This is a genomic window from Paraburkholderia sp. BL21I4N1, from assembly GCF_002973525.1.
GTDB lineage: Bacteria > Pseudomonadota > Gammaproteobacteria > Burkholderiales > Burkholderiaceae > Paraburkholderia.
This window is the reverse complement of sequence record NZ_PVEN01000010.1, coordinates 78397-93585: the sequence shown is the minus strand read 5'-3', so window position 1 is coordinate 93585 and position 15189 is coordinate 78397. Positions and strand designations below refer to the sequence as shown.

Below are 15189 nucleotides of genomic sequence, written 5' to 3'. Positions count from 1 at the left end.
CTGCAGACGAATACAGGTTGCCAGCGACAAACATGGAAGCGAACAGGATCACCGCGCCCCGCCGGGGCTCCTTGCGCACGGTCATGGACCGGCTTCGTGCGTTCGGCCGGCGTGCGGACGTCAAACCGCAGCTGGCCTCGAGCCGCGCTGCGCAACTGGAACAGGTGGTCGGCGCCGTCGACCTGCTGGCGCACATCGACGACGAGCTGCGCTTCATCTACGTCTCCGATGCCAGCCTGCGCTTCATCGGCTATCACCGCGAGTACCTCGAGACCATCACGCTGCACGACCTGGTGGCGGCCGCCGACGTGCCGCGCCTCGACGCGCTGCTGACGCTCGCGGCGACCACCGGCAACGTCGAGAAAGCCACGCTGGGTCTGATCAAGTCGCTGACCTACCCGATCACCGTCGAGCTTCGCGTGGTGCGCAGCAGCCACAACGGTACCGAAGGCTATGCGATCGCCGGCTTCGACGTGTCCGCCTGGCGCGCAACCGAAGAACGCCTGACCCAGGCGCTGCATCTGGACCGCCTGACCAATCTGGCCAATCAATCGGCATTGATCCCGGCGCTGCTCGACGCACAACTGCAAGCGGACGCGCACGGCACGCCGACCGCCCTGCTGCTGCTCGACCTCGACGACTATCAGCGCGTCAACCGCGCGCTCGGCTACGACGCCGGCGACGAAATGCTGCGCGACACGTCGCGACGTCTGCTGAACATGACGAGCCCCAACGAGACGGTGGCACGCGTGGCCAGCGACGAGTTCGCGATCCTGGTCAAACCCGCCGCCAGCCGCACCGACGCGGCAGCCGCGGCCGAGGCGCTGGCGCGGCGTCTGTTGACCGCGATCCAGCAGCCCTATGTCTACAACGGCCAGCAGGTTCACCTGTCGGCGAGCATCGGTATCGCGCTGTATCCGGACGTGCGCCACGCCAACGACAACGCGAGCCACGACACCCATCTGCTGCGCTGGGCCGACCATGCCTTGCTGCAGGCCAAGGCGGCCGGCGGCAACACGCTCGCCTTCTACGTGCCGGACGACAACCCGGCCGACGCCGAACGTCTGAAGCTCGAAGCCGATCTGTACGACGGCGTGCGCAACGGCGAATTCTCGCTGCACTTCCAGCCGATCACCAGCAGCCGCACGCACGGCGTGGTCGGCGTCGAGGCGCTGATCCGCTGGTTGCATCCGGTTCATGGCCTCGTGCCTCCGTCGATGTTCATTCCGCTTGCGGAATCGATCGGCCTGATCAACTTCCTCGGCAACTGGGTGTTGAAGGTGGCCTGCATGCAGTTGATCCAGTGGGACGCGAAAGGCATCTCGCTGCAATACGTGGCCGTCAACGTGTCGCCGCAGCAGTTCCGCGATCCGCGTTTCAAGGACTCGGTGCGCGAAGCGATCGAGCTGACCGGCATCGACCCGCGCCGCCTCGTGTTCGAGATCACCGAAAGCCTGCTGATGCACGACCCGGCGCACGCCAAGGGTCTGCTCGAGGAATTGACGGCGATGGGCATCCGTTTCGCGGTCGACGATTTCGGCACCGGTTATTCGAGTCTGGCTTACCTGCAACGATTCCCCCTGGCCAAACTCAAGATCGACAGGAGTTTCGTCGAGAATCTGCTAACCTCCCGAAACGATCAGGCAATCGTTAGCGCGGTCGTCGGGCTGGCGCAGACGCTCGACCTCGAACTGGTCGCCGAAGGCGTCGAAACGGAAGCGCAGCGCGCGCTGCTCACCGAGATGGGCTGCGACCATATTCAGGGGTGGCTCGTCTGCAAGGCGTTGCCCTCCGACGAACTCGCGCAGCGTTTCGAAGCGCGCACGCTTCATTTGCATACCGCGTAGCAATGCAGGTCGAGCGCTCAGGTAGCGGATCATGCAGCGGAACAAGCCGGTCTACCGAGGCCGGCGTGGCACTCATTGGAACATGTATGGCTTTGGCGGGACTCACATGGTAAAGGCGGCGGTGCTCGACCGGCTCTGGACGCGAATGAGCGAGCGCGGCGATTTCCCCATGCTGTCGCAATCGCTGCGCACCACCATGGCGGCGATGAACAATGACGACCTCGACTTCACCGGCCTCGTGCAGGTGGTGCTGTCGGACTTCGCTCTGACGCAAAAGGTGTTGCGACTCGCCAACTCGGCGATGTACATGGCGTTCGGCGGCAACATCACCACGGTGTCGCGCGCGCTGATGGTGCTCGGCATGGACGCGGTCGGTCATCTGGTGGTCGGCCTGAAGATCGTCGATCACTTCCACCACAGCGCGCCGCGCCGCATCGACGCGAAACTCGAACTGAACCGCACACTGCTGTCGGGCTGCGTCGCGCGCAAGCTGACCGAGCGCGGCGACCTGCGCGCCGGTGAAGAAGCGGTGGTCTGCACGCTGATGCGGCAGATCGGCAAGCTGCTGGTGGTGTTCTACCTCGACGCGGAGTGGGATCAGATTCGTCGCCACATCGACGCCGGCACGCTCGAAGCCGATGCCTGCGTGCTGGTGCTGGGCGTAACCTTCGACGAAATCGGCGAGGAAGCCGCGGTACGCTGGCGCCTGCCGGACATGATCCGTTCGGGCATGGGCGAGTTCGATCCGCAAGACACCGAACAGCCGCGCCAGGTGCAGTGGCTGCGCGCCATCACCAATTACTCCACGGCGGTCGCCGGCGTGCTCACCCAGCAGAACATGCCGGACTGGGAACGCGAGCAACGCATCGCCGAACTGGCGCAGGAATATAGCCGCGTCCTGAACACCGACCCCGACGTGCTGCTCGAAATGAGCCTCGCCCTCGCCCGCGAAGAAGGCGGCGACGGCGTGATGGCCGAGATCGTCGAGTTGCGCGCGAACGCGGACGCGATTGCGCGCGAAGCGCTCAGCCCGGAAGATCGCATCGCGGTCGGCGTCGAAGATCTGCGCGGCCTGCCCGACGGCAGCCCGCTCGCCCCGGCACTCGCGCTCGCGGCCGAAACCGTGCTGGCCGGCCTGGGTTTTGCGCGCACGGTGGTGTTCGTCAAGCACAGCAACGGCACGTTCAAGGCGCGCCTGGGTCTGGGTCCGAAAATCGACGCGGCGCTCCCCACGCTCAGCTTCAACACCGCGTTCGAACCCGACGTGTTCCATCTCGCGATCGCGAACTCGGTGGGCATTTTCATCGAGAACGCGCGCGATCCGAAAATGGTCGCGCGGCTGCCGGAATGGTTCCGCCGCTCATTCGACGACGCCCGCGCCTTCGTGCTGCTACCCGTGGTCGACGAAAGCGATCAGACAGTCGCGCTACTCTACGGCGACTGGTCTCATACGCAGGAGCCACGACGAATTTCTCAAAAGGAAATGAGCGTCCTGAATGAATTGGCCAAGGAGTTAGGCCGTTTTTTCGGCCTGGGGCAGATGCGGGAAATGGAGACGATGTGAAGACCTGGCGAGATCGTTAATCGCCACGCTTCACTCTCCTGATTCTGGATTTGCCCGACGCCGGGTTTCAATAGATGTGCCGAGGCCGGCATGCAACGCATGCCGGCCTTGCTGTTTCTGCTTCTGACAATCGAGCGCCCGGACCTGGCCGACGCTCAATCTTCGATGCGTTCCAGCCCTTCCGCGCTGCGATCCGCAACACCGGCCCATGCGCCCGCGGCGAGGCCCATCTGCGCGACCTCTTCCACCGTCAACGGTTTCAGACGCTCGCACAGCATGGCGATCTCGTCCCATGCGCCGCGCTCGAGTGCCTCGACCGCGCTCAGCAACAGACCCAGTACGCCTTCGCGTTGCAGGATCGCGGACTGAATCGGACGCGACAGCGTCAGCACGTTCAGCGTGCTTTCGAGCGAACCGCCGAACACCGCATCGACGAATGAAAACACGCCGGTCAGGAAGGCCGCGTCGGCTTCGTCGCGACCCGCTTCGGGCAGGCGTTCGATCGCCAGCTCCATGAAGCGCGCACGGGTCGCCGCCAGTTGCAGCAACGGATCGTCTTCGAGCGCGACCTTGCGGCCGTCGGCATAGAGCAGCAACTGGGTCCAACGCGCGATGCGGTCGGTGCCGGTCGCGTTGATCGCGTCGCGCAACGTGGTCACTTTGTGGCCGACCGCGAGGCCGCTCGAATTCGCCAGTTTCATCAGATGCATCACGAGCACCGGATTCAGCTTCAGCTCGGCTTCGAGCTGCGCGACGGTCGGCTCGCCCGCCAGCAATTGCAGCAGGTTCAGCAACGCATGACGCGGCGCGCTGACACGACGCGTCATCGAAGTCTGCGGACGCGCGAAGAAGTAACCCTGAAAACGATCGAAGCCGAGACCATGCGCGGTTTCGAAGTCGGCCTGCGCGTCGAGACCCGATGCGATCAACAGCTTGCCCGCCGACTTCAGCACGCTCGACAGTTTCGGCAACAACGCGGCCGGCGCACGCGCGATGTCGATCTTGACGACCTCGACGTACGGCAGCAGTTTCGCGAACGTTTCGTTGGGCTGGGTCACGTCGTCGAGCACGAAGCGATAACGGCGGCCATGCAGTTGGACGATGCGCAGAATCAGCGCGTCGTCGACGACCATCGACGGCGATAATTCGAGCATGAAGCGCTCGGCAGGCAAACGCAGGATCGCGTCGTCGAGCAGCATCTCGCGGCTTACATCGACGTAAGCCGGATGCCCCGTCAGCGCACCGCGCAGATTGCCGTGGATCAAGCCGCGAATCACGGCTTGCATGACTAACTGCGCGGGATCGGGCGCGCGGTTCGCTTGCGCGTCGGCGTCCGTGTCGGGACTCGCCTCGGTTTGAGTGTCGGTTTGTGCAGCGGCCGCCGGCGTATCCGCCGACTCCGCACTCACCGGCATGGCCGGCTCAAGCACCTTGATTTCGTAGCCGCACAGCATGCCGTCGCGATTCAGGATCGGCTGACGCGCGAAGCTGGCATTCAGTTGCGCATCGTCCGCAGCGTGTGTGTGGCTCGGATTCTCGATTGCGACGTTGGTCATTCAGGTCTTCCCCCGCTCAGCGCCGCCCGGCGCCGCCTGCTGTATTTTGGTTTTGCCGCATTCTACGCACGCCGTTCAAGGCCTAGGACCCGCGGCGCCTGCGATGCGCCCGGCGATTTTAGCGCAGCGCGCATCGCCCGGACATGTCAAAGAAGCAATATCTCGAAATAATTGGAGACGCGTCTGAAACAGGGATGGCGCGGAATCGACGATACTGTGATGCGATGCAACAGCGCTCCTCCTGCCTTTAACCACCAAGGAAAAATATGGACGTCAAAAGCGTGCTGTCGAATGCCTTCGCGATGCCGATCACGAGCCCGGCATTTCCCATGGGCCCGTATCGTTTCATCAATCGCGAATTCCTGATCATCACTTACCGCACCGACCCGGACAAGCTGCGCGCGGTGGTACCCGAGCCGCTCGAAATCGGCGAGCCGCTGGTGCATTACGAGTTCATCCGCATGCCGGACTCGACCGGCTTCGGCGATTACACGGAAAGCGGCCAGGTGATTCCGGTGTCGTATAACGGTGTCGCGGGCGGCTACACGCTCGCCATGTATCTGGACGATCACCCGCCGATCGCAGGCGGCCGCGAATTGTGGGGTTTTCCGAAGAAGCTCGCGAGTCCGGTGCTGTCGGTCCACACCGACACGCTGGTCGGCACGCTCGATTACGGCCCGGTACGCATCGCCACGGGCACGATGGGCTACAAGCATCGGCAACTCGACCTCGCGCAGCAGAAGAAGCGGCTGGAAACGCCGAACTTCCTGCTCAAGGTGATTCCGCACGTGGACGGCACGCCGCGCATTTGCGAGCTGGTGCGCTACTACCTGCAGGACATCGATCTGAAAGGCGCATGGACTGGCCCGGCCGCGCTCGAACTGGCGCCGCATGCGCTGGCGCCGGTCGCGGAATTGCCGGTGCTGGAGATCGTCGAGGCGCGGCATCTCGTCGCCGACCTGACGCTCGGTCTCGGCGAAGTGGTGTTCGATTATCTCGACCAGCCGAAAGTGAATGCGCGTTGAGTTACCGGTAGGCGACGCGCTCACCGTTATGCAAAGACGCAGCGCCGCTTCATAAGCAAAACGGCCGCTATCGCGGCCGTTTTGCTGTCCATCGTAAGCAGCATGCTGCTTCGATTGAGGCGTTACTTCAACACCACCTTCACGTCGAAGTACTTCGCGGCCAGACGGTCGATCGTGCCGTCCGCCTTCAGTGCCTTCAGCGCCTGGTTCAGCTCGTCCTTCAGCGCCTTGTCGCCCTTGCGAATGCCGTAGCCGACGCCCGCGCCGAGCAGCTTCTCGTCGCTGACGGCCGGACCGGCGAAGTCGAAGCCCGCGCCCTGCGGCTTCTTCAGGAAGCCCTTCGACGCGGCTTCCGCGTCCTGGAACGACGCGTCCAGACGACCCGACGACAGATCCGCGTAGATCTGGTCCTGCGTCTGATACGGCACGACGTCGACACCGGCCGGCGCCCAACGCGCCTTCGCGTAGGTTTCCTGGATCGTGCCCTGCAGCACGCCGACGTGCTTGCCCTTTAGCGAAGCCGGCGTCGGCAACAGACCGCTGCCCTTCTTCGCAATCATCTGATTCGGGATCGTGTAGATCGGATCGGTGAAGTCGATCGCCTGACGGCGTTGCTCGGTGATCGTCATGTCCGAGTTGATGGCGTCGAACTTACGCGCCTGCAGCGCAGGGATCAGACCGTCGAACGCATTCTCGACCCACACGCATTTCACCTTCAGCTTCGCGCACACGGCGTTGCCGACGTCGATATCGAAACCTTGCAGCTCGCCCGACGGCGACTTCGATTCGAACGGCGCATACGACGCCTCGACGCCGAAGCGCACTTCCTTCAAATCCGCCGCCGATGCGGAGCCAGCCGCTGCCGTTGCCGTCGCGAACAGCGTGAGCGCAGCCATGTTTCGCCAATTCATCTTCATTACGGGTGTTCCTCTACGGTATTGAATAAGACGGAGCCGAATCCGGGCAAGCATCATTGCCGCGCCAAAAATGCGATTCAAACTCGTGCGGCCAGTGTGGTGCAACGCACAAGCCGCGAGGCCGCGATTGTACAGGCTTCGTTGGCCAAGCCTGACGGGCAGGGGCTGGCGTGCTGTTCTGGCGTATGCAAATCGATGCACCTCAAACGTGCAAATTCGTGTCGCGTTCAGGCAAGGTGATGAGGGATTCGAGCGAGACGGCGTGGGTGGCGATAGCGCCTCCCGTTTTATGTTTAAGGTATCAGGCGGATAAAACGCCTTAATCCATTCCACCAAAAATCGCCATTGCCTTTGACGCCCGGAAATGCCGTCAATGCGAGATGACCGAAATAAGTTCGGAAAGATCGTTTGACAAAATCCGTGGATATGCCGAGCACATATTTAAATGCCCGAAATTTACATCACTTCACACTTACGGGCACCGAACATCTGGTCCATCGGTCTGGAGTTTCGTAAAATTGCGCCGAGCGCGGACGCTTGTTTAGCTAACACAAAGAGGCTGTATGGGAGCGCAGGACATAATCGGGGCAATAACTGGCGGACTCGTGCAGAGTGATCGCCTGCTTAAGCTGGATACGTCACTGGGAAATAATACCCTGGTGCCTCAGCGAGTGGTCGGTCATTCACGAATTGGCCGTCACTATGAATTCACGGCCGATGTCGTGTCGGCCTCCGACACGATTGAACTCAAGAAACTGATCGCTCAGCCGGTAACGCTTTGGGTTCAACAGGCCGACAGGTCCTATCTGCCTCGTCACGGTTATGTGCATACTGCGCGGCGTCTTGGGTCGGACAGTGGATTGACGAGTTATCAGATCGGCTTTGCATCGTGGATGCACTTTCTGCGCTTCCGTAAAGATGCACGAATCTGGCAGGACAAACCCGCCGACGAAATCCTGACCGACGTCTTCAACATGCATCCGCAGGCTCAAGGTGCATTTCGCTTTGCCCTGAGCCAGGCCCTGCCCTCGCGTTCGTTCTGCATGCAATACGAGGACGACTGGAATTTCGTCCACCGATTGATGGAAAGCGAAGGGCTATTCGGATACGTCGAGCAGGCCGTCGACGGTAGGTCCCATACATTCGTCCTCACGGACAGCCTCGACACGTTCCAGCCGCTTTCGCCGCAGAGTGTCGAGTTCTATCGCGCGGGTACGAATAGCGAAGCCGACGCGCTGGTGCAGTGGTCTGGCATGCGAACACTTCAAAGCACGACGCTCACAACGCGCACCTTCGATTACAAGGCGCCCGGGTCGTCTTTTAATCCGAAGGGCACCCATATCCCGACACTACCCACGCAGGGGAACTTACCCCCGCAGGCGGAGGTGTATGAATACACGGGCGCCTATACCTACGGCAAACAGGACAGGGGCGATGCGCTGTCAAAAATCCGTATGGAAGAATGGGAATCGCGGGCAAAACGGTTCTATGGCTCGGGCGCTGTGCGCGGTGCCGATGCGGGTCGCTGGTTCGAACTGGACGATCATCCCGGCCATGCGACAGATAGCCAGCAAAACCGCCAGTTTGCGATTGTCGAAACCGCCTGGTTCATCGAAAACAATCTGCCGGTGTCCAGTCAGGCTCCCGATTTCCCGCACAGTCTCAAGAGCGAACTCGCAGTTGCAAAAACTAACCATGCCGGTCTGAAGGTCACTCACGCGGATGGCAGCGAAGGTTTCTTTTTCGTTGAGATCGAAGCACAACGCAAGGCGGTTGCGTATCGCAGCCCCTTCGAACATCACAAGCCAGCCATGCATTTGCAGTCGGCGACTGTTGTCGGCCCTGCGAATGCAGAGGTCTATACCGATCCGCTGAATCGGATCAAGGTTCGCTTCCATTGGGATCGACTCAATGACGGCGACGAAAAAGCATCGTGTTGGGTGCGTGTCGCGATGTCCGATACCGGCGGCGGGTACGGCGGTGTGCATGTACCGAGAGTCGGCGAAGAGGTCCTGATTAGCTGGGTGGACGGCGATTGCGACAGACCCCTCGTAACAGGCCGTGTTTACAACGGCGCGACAAAACCGCACTGGCATTCCAACGGTCTGCTATCGGGCTACAAGTCAAAGGAATATCAAGGCAGCGGCTACAACCAGATGGTGATGGACGACTCTACGGGTCAGAACCGTGTTCAGCTTTATTCAACGAGTACGAACGCACATTTGCATCTGGGCTACCTGATTGATCAGACCGGGAACAACCGAGGCAGCTATCTGGGGAGTGGCTTTGACCTGAAGTCCGACGCTTACGGTGCGGTGCGTGCGGGCCGAGGCTTGTATGTCACAACCTACCCGGCGACCAGCCAGCCACTGGATGCACGGCAAGCGACCTCGCAGCTAGTGAATTCGGAAAGTGTGCTGGAAGCGATGTCGAATGCCAGCATTACGCATCAGGCGGAAAGTCTCAAGGATGGCTACGACTCGCTGAAGTCGTACACGGACGCGACGCAAAACAGCGTGGCGGGTTCGTCGTCAGGTGGAAATACAGCGGGCGGTGGAACCGGAAACGCGAACGCGTTCAAGGAACCGGTCATGCTGTTCGGTAGTCCGTCAGGCATTGCGTTGTCTACGCAGAAGTCCGCCCATGTATCCGCCGACCAACAGGTCAATCTGATTAGTGGGCAGAGCACGCACATCGCAACCGGTAAGTCGCTCATTGCGAGCGTCGCGGAAAAGCTTAGCCTGTTTGTGCAGAATGCTGGGATGAAACTCTTCGCGGCCAAGGGTAAGGTCGAAATTCAGGCGCACTCGGACAATATCGAACTGACTGCGCAGAAGACAGTGAAGCTGCTGTCCGCGACGGAAAAGATTGAGGCTGCGGCAAAGCAGGAAGTCCTTCTGACATCCGGCGGCGCATACATTCGCATCAAGGACGGCAACATCGAGATTCATGCACCGGGCAAGATTGATATCAGGGGGAGCCAGCATGGGTTCAATGGACCGACGCAGATGTCTACTGCCATTCCCGCTATGCCCGGTTCGGAAGGCAACTACGATCAGGCATTTATCGCGCATTGGGCCGGCACGGATATCCCGGTTGCCAACACGAGGTTCCAAATGTTCTCCGACGGCGCGCTCATCTCACAAGGCGTGACGAACGAACTGGGCGAAACCGGACTGACGCAGAGTCACGTGCCCAAGGACGTGGTCATTAAATTTCTGGAGAGCCGTTGATGGCGAACGAGCAAGACAATGTCCTAGGAACGGGGTCGGCAATGCTGACCCCAAGCGGCTACAAAGTCCGCCCCAAGGTTGCACTGAGTTGTTGCAACAAGGTGGTGCCTCCAGCCGCCGATTCAGTGATCGGAAAATGCCCATACTACTACCAGCCGCTTCATGGCGAGTATTGGGAAACCGTCAACAAGGTGAGTACAGCTAGCGCATGGGAAGCCGTTAAGGCGTGGGCAAAATTTTGGGATCCATACAAAAATGGTGATACTTTCCAGACGCTGCTGCATCGCCGGGAGAAGTTGATAGAAATTAATAGCACCGACTCAGACTGGTCCCGGCATGGCAACTTCATGATGCGACATATTGGGTGCGGGCACAAACCGCCTAGCTACTATGTGAGCTATGGCTATTACTACTGCTCTAACTATGGCGCAAAGCTGTACCCTAACTTAAGCGACAAAGGCAAGGCATGGCTTCGGAGTGCGCGATGGTATCTCCAGGCAAATATGGAGGATGGGCTGAGTCAAAATATGAGTGGCAACTCGATACAGCAAAGCAGTAAGAAACCGGGCAACGGATCGTTCACGATGAAGGTCGATCAGTATCAGCTTGAATTGGACGACAACACATTTAAGACCTTTGCGTTCAAAACGCACCCCTTGGCCTACCTCGATGGCGGCCTTGCCGATCTTGATATTTGGGATATGAAGAAAATTTTGGGACAACCAAATATGCAGGAGTGGGGGGACGCTCGCACGTGGGGCCAAGCGGTAGACAGTGGCACGGTGGTTGGCAAAACGATGGTCGGCAATGCATGGGATGCGACGAAGGATGATGTGGACGACCCCGTGTCACATGCTCTTGGACGACTACTTGCCAAATGACATGACAAAAATTAGCCGATTGAGCTTGAAACTAGGCTGCTGGGCGCTGCTGTTAGCAGCATTGACATACTACGGATTCAAAGAAATGACGACGCGCTGGGTAGTGATCTCCACAACCTTTACCAAAAACGACAAACCCTATGGCGGAGGAGATTTTGTCGTGCGCGACAATCAGGCCTTTAGTCTCAAAATCTCGGGCCCTGAAATCACGTTTAAGCCAACGGAACAGTTAAAAGATCCCGAAGTCGCTGAGCCAACCGAAGCCTGGATGAACAGTTCTGCCGAGCGACTTAATCGACGCACGGTCACATTCTTGCGCGGCCCCGTCGATGCTGGTTTGATCCGCACGTTCCAGCAACCCGGTCAGGATGCCGCCTGGTGGTATTCGAAGGACTGGCGCACAGTCTATGTCAGCACCGGATGGATGGATTACAAAGCGCCTAACTCAGCGAACGGCCAAACACCGCAAACTACCAAATTATGGCGCTCCGGCGACGGTGGCCAGAACTGGGCGCAATTGAGCTGGCAAGAAGACCACAACATCGGACAGTTGCTGTTTCTTGATCCGCAGCGCGGCTACGCCATCGGATGGGGGCCTCACGTATGGCGCACGGCCGACGGCGGGCAGTCCTGGCAAGAAATCAAGGTGCCCCCTCTCGCCAATGTCGGCAAGCCCCGCAAAACGTTTGACGCGGTGAACCTCGGACCAGACGGCTTGCTGCACGTTGCCTACTACGTGGACAAGCTCGGCGAAATCCAGGCATCCAGCCTCGTCTATCGGTTGGCCTGGGATCAGCAGGATTTCGAGCAGGAGGCTGTATTGCCGCAGCAAACAGTCGTCGATCTGCAATCATCACCAGATTCAGGGGGCAGCTATTCGCTTTATGCACTATCGCGCCTTGGTCCGCCGCGTAACTGGGACAATCCAGCGGACAAAGGGCATCGCATCGGCGCTATTTCAACCTGGACAAACGGTCCGCGACCCGACGTGCGGCAACTGCATACGTTTGACGAGAAGTTGATGCTTGATGGCCTTAGCGTCGGCAAACAGGGCGTTTTGCTGGTCTATGCCACAGATGCATCGGGCGAAGGTGCTCCGCGTGATCTCACGTTCATCAGCAATGATTCTGGGCATTCCTGGAAGCAGTTAGATGAGGGAGCCGCTCAAGGGGGGTACTTCGATCCCGATACCAACACGCAATATGCGCTGTTCGCCTATACGCTGAAAAAACGCAAATTCTAGTCATTCCGTGTCGGGGAAACTGGCGGATCGGCCGCTAGGAATCCGCTGTTTCTCCGCATCAGAAGTCAGTCAGAATCATCTACACCGAAGCTCAACATTGCCGTGAAAAGATACCTGATATTGAATGGCGACAAGACGACGGCTAACGGCACGGTCCAGGCCACCGCGACCACGATCCAACTAGGTGGTCAGAACGTCGCCCATGAAGGCGATAGCGTGTCCTGCCCTGCCTGCAACACGACAGGCAAAATCCAGTGCGAGGGACTTCGTCAGATGATGACGGCGCCGGATGGAAGACACGCGGCGCTGAGCGACGATCTGTGTATCTGCGGCTGCCATCCGCCGCCGAAGTTGGTCGCGTCACAGAACATGATGTCCACCGCGGAATAGGTGCGATCCGTGCTAATCGCACCGTTGCAGTTGCCTCGTTGCTCGCGTGCTTTTACCTTAAGCCCCGTCGCATCAAGCGAGTTTGTACGCTCGATGCGACGGGGCTTCAGCGTTTGATTCAAACAAGCTTCGACAACGTATCGTCGGTCGTGTCGACCACCAACAGTCCAGCACGCAAACCCGGCTTGACCGTCGCGTTCGGAAACACGAGCCGCTCTTCGTCGTGACGCACGGTGTAGCGATAATCGCCGTCGCGAGCGAGCAGCGTGTCTTTGGCGAACGGCGTGAAATTGGCGACATCCGCCGCCACCAGCAATTCAAACGCATCGCTTTGCTTGGTGAGCTGATCGATCACGGTGAACACACGCGGCAACGGCGCTGGCGCGTTGCCATGCGTGCCTGCCAGCAGATGACGCACCGCCTGATCCGCGCCTGAGAAACGCGCGAGATCGTTCTGTCCAAACGGCCGCACCTTGCCCAGTTCTAACGTGCACGCTTCCGCGCCGCACGCTTGCGCGGTGAAATGCGAATACGTGTTGCCCTTCGTGGTGTGCAACAGCACCGCGCTGATACGCGCTTCGCCGAGCCATTCGAACATTGCGCGCGAGAACGGCTTGCCGGTATGCGGCAGCAACGCGAATTGCTCGAAAGCCGATGCGCGAATCGCCGTGTGCATGTCGATATGCCAACGCTCGCCGGGCGCGTTCGAGTCAGAGGTCGACGCCGAGGCCACCGCCAATCCCGACCCCGCGAAAAACCGCACGGCCGCCTGCTCCAACGCAGCAGCGCGCGGCGCTTCATGACTCTGCGGCACCTGCAGATGCCGCCCGCTAAACAACCGGTTCAAATCGTCATCGCGATAACGACACGCGTCGCGCATGGCATCGACATTGCCGAGAATCACCAGCAATCGGCAAGTTAGCGCAGCAGCGCCTTGCGCGATATCGCGCACCAGATACGACAGCAACTCGATCGGCGCCGTTTCATCGCCATGCACACCCGCCGACACCAGCACACTACGCGTCGCGCCCTGCCCTATCGTCGCGGGCTCGATCAATAACACGCCGTCATCCAGCCACCACCAGCGCGCGCCACTCGCACACACGCCCTGCGTTTCATTCGCGGCAGGCCGCGTGCCCGCCAGCGTGTAGGCGAGAAAATCGTCGAGCATGGCGGCCGGCATACCGCGCTCAGCGCTGGAAGTCATACAGCGAACCCAGACCAAGAATCTGCGTCAGCTCATCGAGCGCGGTACGCGACTCGTGAAGCAGATGCGGATCGGTCAGATCCGACGGCGCGAGACGGTCGCGATAGTGCTTCTCGATCCACGCATCCAGACGGCCGAACAGCGTGTCGTTGATCCAGACGCCCGGCGTCACGGCCGCGCGCTCCGCGTCGTTCAGCACGACCCGCAGACGCAAACACGCCGGGCCGCCGCCGTTCTTCATGCTTTCGCGCAGATCGAACACCAGCACGTCGTCGATCGGGCCGGTGTGCGACGTCAGATCGTCGAGGTACGCTGCCACGCGCGCATTCTCGCGGCATTCCTGCGGCACCACCAGCACCTGCTTGCCATCGGGGCGCGTCAGCAACTGGCTGTTGAACAGATAAGACGTGACGGCATCGGACACGTTCACTTGCGCGTCGGGCACTTCGATCACATTGAAATCGGACTTGAAACCCAGCAGCTTCGAACGCAACGCGTCGTACACCGCGTTCTGGTCGACGAACGCCAGTTGATGACAGAACAACGTGTTGCGATTGCCCACCGCGATCACGTCGTTATGGAACACGCCCGCGTCGATCACGTCGGGGTTCTGCTGCGCATACACGGTGGCCGCCTCTTCCAGGCCATGACGATGCGCGACCGCGCGGCTCGCCTCGAACGTCTGGCGGGCCGGGAAGCGCTTCGGTTCCGGCCCGCGACGATACTCGCTGCGGCCATACACGAAGAATTCGACCCCCCGTGTGCCATATTCCGAACAGAAGCGCGTGTGATTCGCCGCGCCTTCGTCGCCGAGCGCCGGCGTGCCGGGCAGCGCCTCGTGCACCGCGAAACGGTCGGCGTCGCTGAACATCGCGCGCAACGTGCGGCGCGTCGATTCATGCTCGATCGCGCGATGCAGCTTGCTGCACAGATTGGCCGGCGTGAAATGCACGCGGCCGTCTTGCGTATCGGCCGACGGGCTCACGGTCGCCGCATTCGCGGTCCACATGGCCGACGCCGAACTCGCCGCCGCCAGCAACTCGGGCGCGTCTTTAGCCACGCGCGCGATCACCGTGGCGTCGTCGCCGGAGAAGCCGAGCTCGCGCAGCAGACGCATTGACGGACGCTCCTGCGGCGGCAACACGCCCTGATGAAAACCCAGCTCGGCGAGTTGCTTCATCTTGCGCAGACCCTGCTTCGCGGCCGCCTTCGGATTCGCTACCGACTTCTCGTTGTTCTGCGACGCGACGTTGCCGAACGACAGTCCCGCATAGTTGTGGGTCGGGCCGACCAGGCCGTCGAAATTGGCTTCAGTGGCTTGCATCG

At 60.5% G+C, this 15189-nt stretch carries 11 protein-coding genes; 7 read left to right on the top strand and 4 right to left on the bottom strand.

Translation table 11 applies throughout. From position 1 onward, the window contains the following. Positions 1–32: 32 nt before the first annotated feature. Both B0G83_RS23825 and B0G83_RS23820 read left to right on the top strand, forming a co-directional pair. Positions 33–1847, top strand: a complete 1815-nt coding sequence (locus B0G83_RS23825; protein WP_105509864.1) for a bifunctional diguanylate cyclase/phosphodiesterase — start codon at positions 33–35, stop codon at positions 1845–1847. 106 nt (positions 1848–1953) lie between these two features. Beyond that, positions 1954–3411, top strand: a complete 1458-nt coding sequence (locus B0G83_RS23820; protein WP_105509863.1) for an HDOD domain-containing protein — start codon at positions 1954–1956, stop codon at positions 3409–3411. A gap of 155 nt (positions 3412–3566) precedes the next feature. Here the strand turns inward: B0G83_RS23820 and B0G83_RS23815 are convergent, their stop codons facing one another. Further along, on the bottom strand, positions 3567–4967 hold the full coding sequence (locus tag B0G83_RS23815; protein ID WP_105509862.1) for an EAL and HDOD domain-containing protein: 1401 nt from the start codon (positions 4965–4967) through the stop codon (positions 3567–3569). Between the two features lie 266 nt (positions 4968–5233). Between B0G83_RS23815 and B0G83_RS23810 the strand changes: the two genes are divergently transcribed. Next, positions 5234–5992 carry an acetoacetate decarboxylase gene (locus B0G83_RS23810; protein ID WP_105509861.1) on the top strand — a complete coding sequence of 253 codons (759 nt, stop codon included), beginning with the start codon at positions 5234–5236 and terminating at the stop codon, positions 5990–5992. 122 nt (positions 5993–6114) lie between these two features. Here the strand turns inward: B0G83_RS23810 and B0G83_RS23805 are convergent, their stop codons facing one another. Next, positions 6115–6909 carry an ABC transporter substrate-binding protein gene (locus B0G83_RS23805; protein WP_105509860.1) on the bottom strand — a complete coding sequence of 265 codons (795 nt, stop codon included), beginning with the start codon at positions 6907–6909 and terminating at the stop codon, positions 6115–6117. Positions 6910–7472: 563 nt separating this feature from the next. Here B0G83_RS23805 and B0G83_RS23800 point away from each other — a divergent pair. The 4 genes from B0G83_RS23800 (at position 7473) to B0G83_RS23785 (ending at position 12656) form a co-directional block, all read left to right on the top strand. Further along, positions 7473–10142: a type VI secretion system Vgr family protein gene (locus tag B0G83_RS23800; RefSeq protein WP_105509859.1), complete on the top strand. Its 2670-nt coding sequence runs from the start codon at positions 7473–7475 to the stop codon at positions 10140–10142. Continuing rightward, positions 10142–11023, top strand: a complete 882-nt coding sequence (locus B0G83_RS23795; protein WP_105509858.1) for a hypothetical protein — start codon at positions 10142–10144, stop codon at positions 11021–11023. The genes B0G83_RS23800 and B0G83_RS23795 overlap by 1 nt, the downstream gene beginning before the upstream one ends. An 85-nt stretch (positions 11024–11108) precedes the next feature. Further along, positions 11109–12266, top strand: coding sequence for a glycosyl hydrolase (locus B0G83_RS23790; protein WP_105509857.1), 1158 nt, complete (start codon positions 11109–11111; stop codon positions 12264–12266). Between the two features lie 102 nt (positions 12267–12368). Next, positions 12369–12656, top strand: coding sequence for a PAAR domain-containing protein (locus B0G83_RS23785; RefSeq protein WP_105509856.1), 288 nt, complete (start codon positions 12369–12371; stop codon positions 12654–12656). A gap of 118 nt (positions 12657–12774) precedes the next feature. On the opposite strand, the gene astE is transcribed toward B0G83_RS23785, so the two are convergent. Continuing rightward, the gene (gene astE / locus B0G83_RS23780) at positions 12775–13863 is read right to left on the bottom strand and encodes a succinylglutamate desuccinylase (protein WP_181157052.1); all 1089 of its coding nucleotides are present in this window, start codon (positions 13861–13863) and stop codon (positions 12775–12777) included. Continuing rightward, complete coding sequence (gene astB, locus B0G83_RS23775) at positions 13847–15187, bottom strand: N-succinylarginine dihydrolase (protein WP_105509854.1); 1341 nt, start codon at positions 15185–15187, stop codon at positions 13847–13849. The genes astE and astB overlap by 17 nt, the downstream gene beginning before the upstream one ends. Between the last annotated feature and the right edge of the window lie 2 nt (positions 15188–15189).

Bases quoted from the DNA above. Each gene is read 5' to 3' on its own strand.
- B0G83_RS23805 (WP_105509860.1), bottom strand. From the start codon at position 6,909: ATGAAGATGAATTGGCGAAACATGGCTGCGCTCACGCTGTTCGCGACG.
- astB (WP_105509854.1), bottom strand. From the start codon at position 15,187: ATGCAAGCCACTGAAGCCAATTTCGACGGCCTGGTCGGCCCGACCCAC.
- B0G83_RS23815 (WP_105509862.1), bottom strand. From the start codon at position 4,967: ATGACCAACGTCGCAATCGAGAATCCGAGCCACACACACGCTGCGGAC.
- B0G83_RS23800 (WP_105509859.1), top strand. From the start codon at position 7,473: ATGGGAGCGCAGGACATAATCGGGGCAATAACTGGCGGACTCGTGCAG.
- B0G83_RS23820 (WP_105509863.1), top strand. From the start codon at position 1,954: ATGGTAAAGGCGGCGGTGCTCGACCGGCTCTGGACGCGAATGAGCGAG.
- B0G83_RS23795 (WP_105509858.1), top strand. From the start codon at position 10,142: ATGGCGAACGAGCAAGACAATGTCCTAGGAACGGGGTCGGCAATGCTG.
- B0G83_RS23825 (WP_105509864.1), top strand. From the start codon at position 33: ATGGAAGCGAACAGGATCACCGCGCCCCGCCGGGGCTCCTTGCGCACG.
- B0G83_RS23790 (WP_105509857.1), top strand. From the start codon at position 11,109: ATGACGACGCGCTGGGTAGTGATCTCCACAACCTTTACCAAAAACGAC.
- B0G83_RS23810 (WP_105509861.1), top strand. From the start codon at position 5,234: ATGGACGTCAAAAGCGTGCTGTCGAATGCCTTCGCGATGCCGATCACG.
- astE (WP_181157052.1), bottom strand. From the start codon at position 13,863: ATGACTTCCAGCGCTGAGCGCGGTATGCCGGCCGCCATGCTCGACGAT.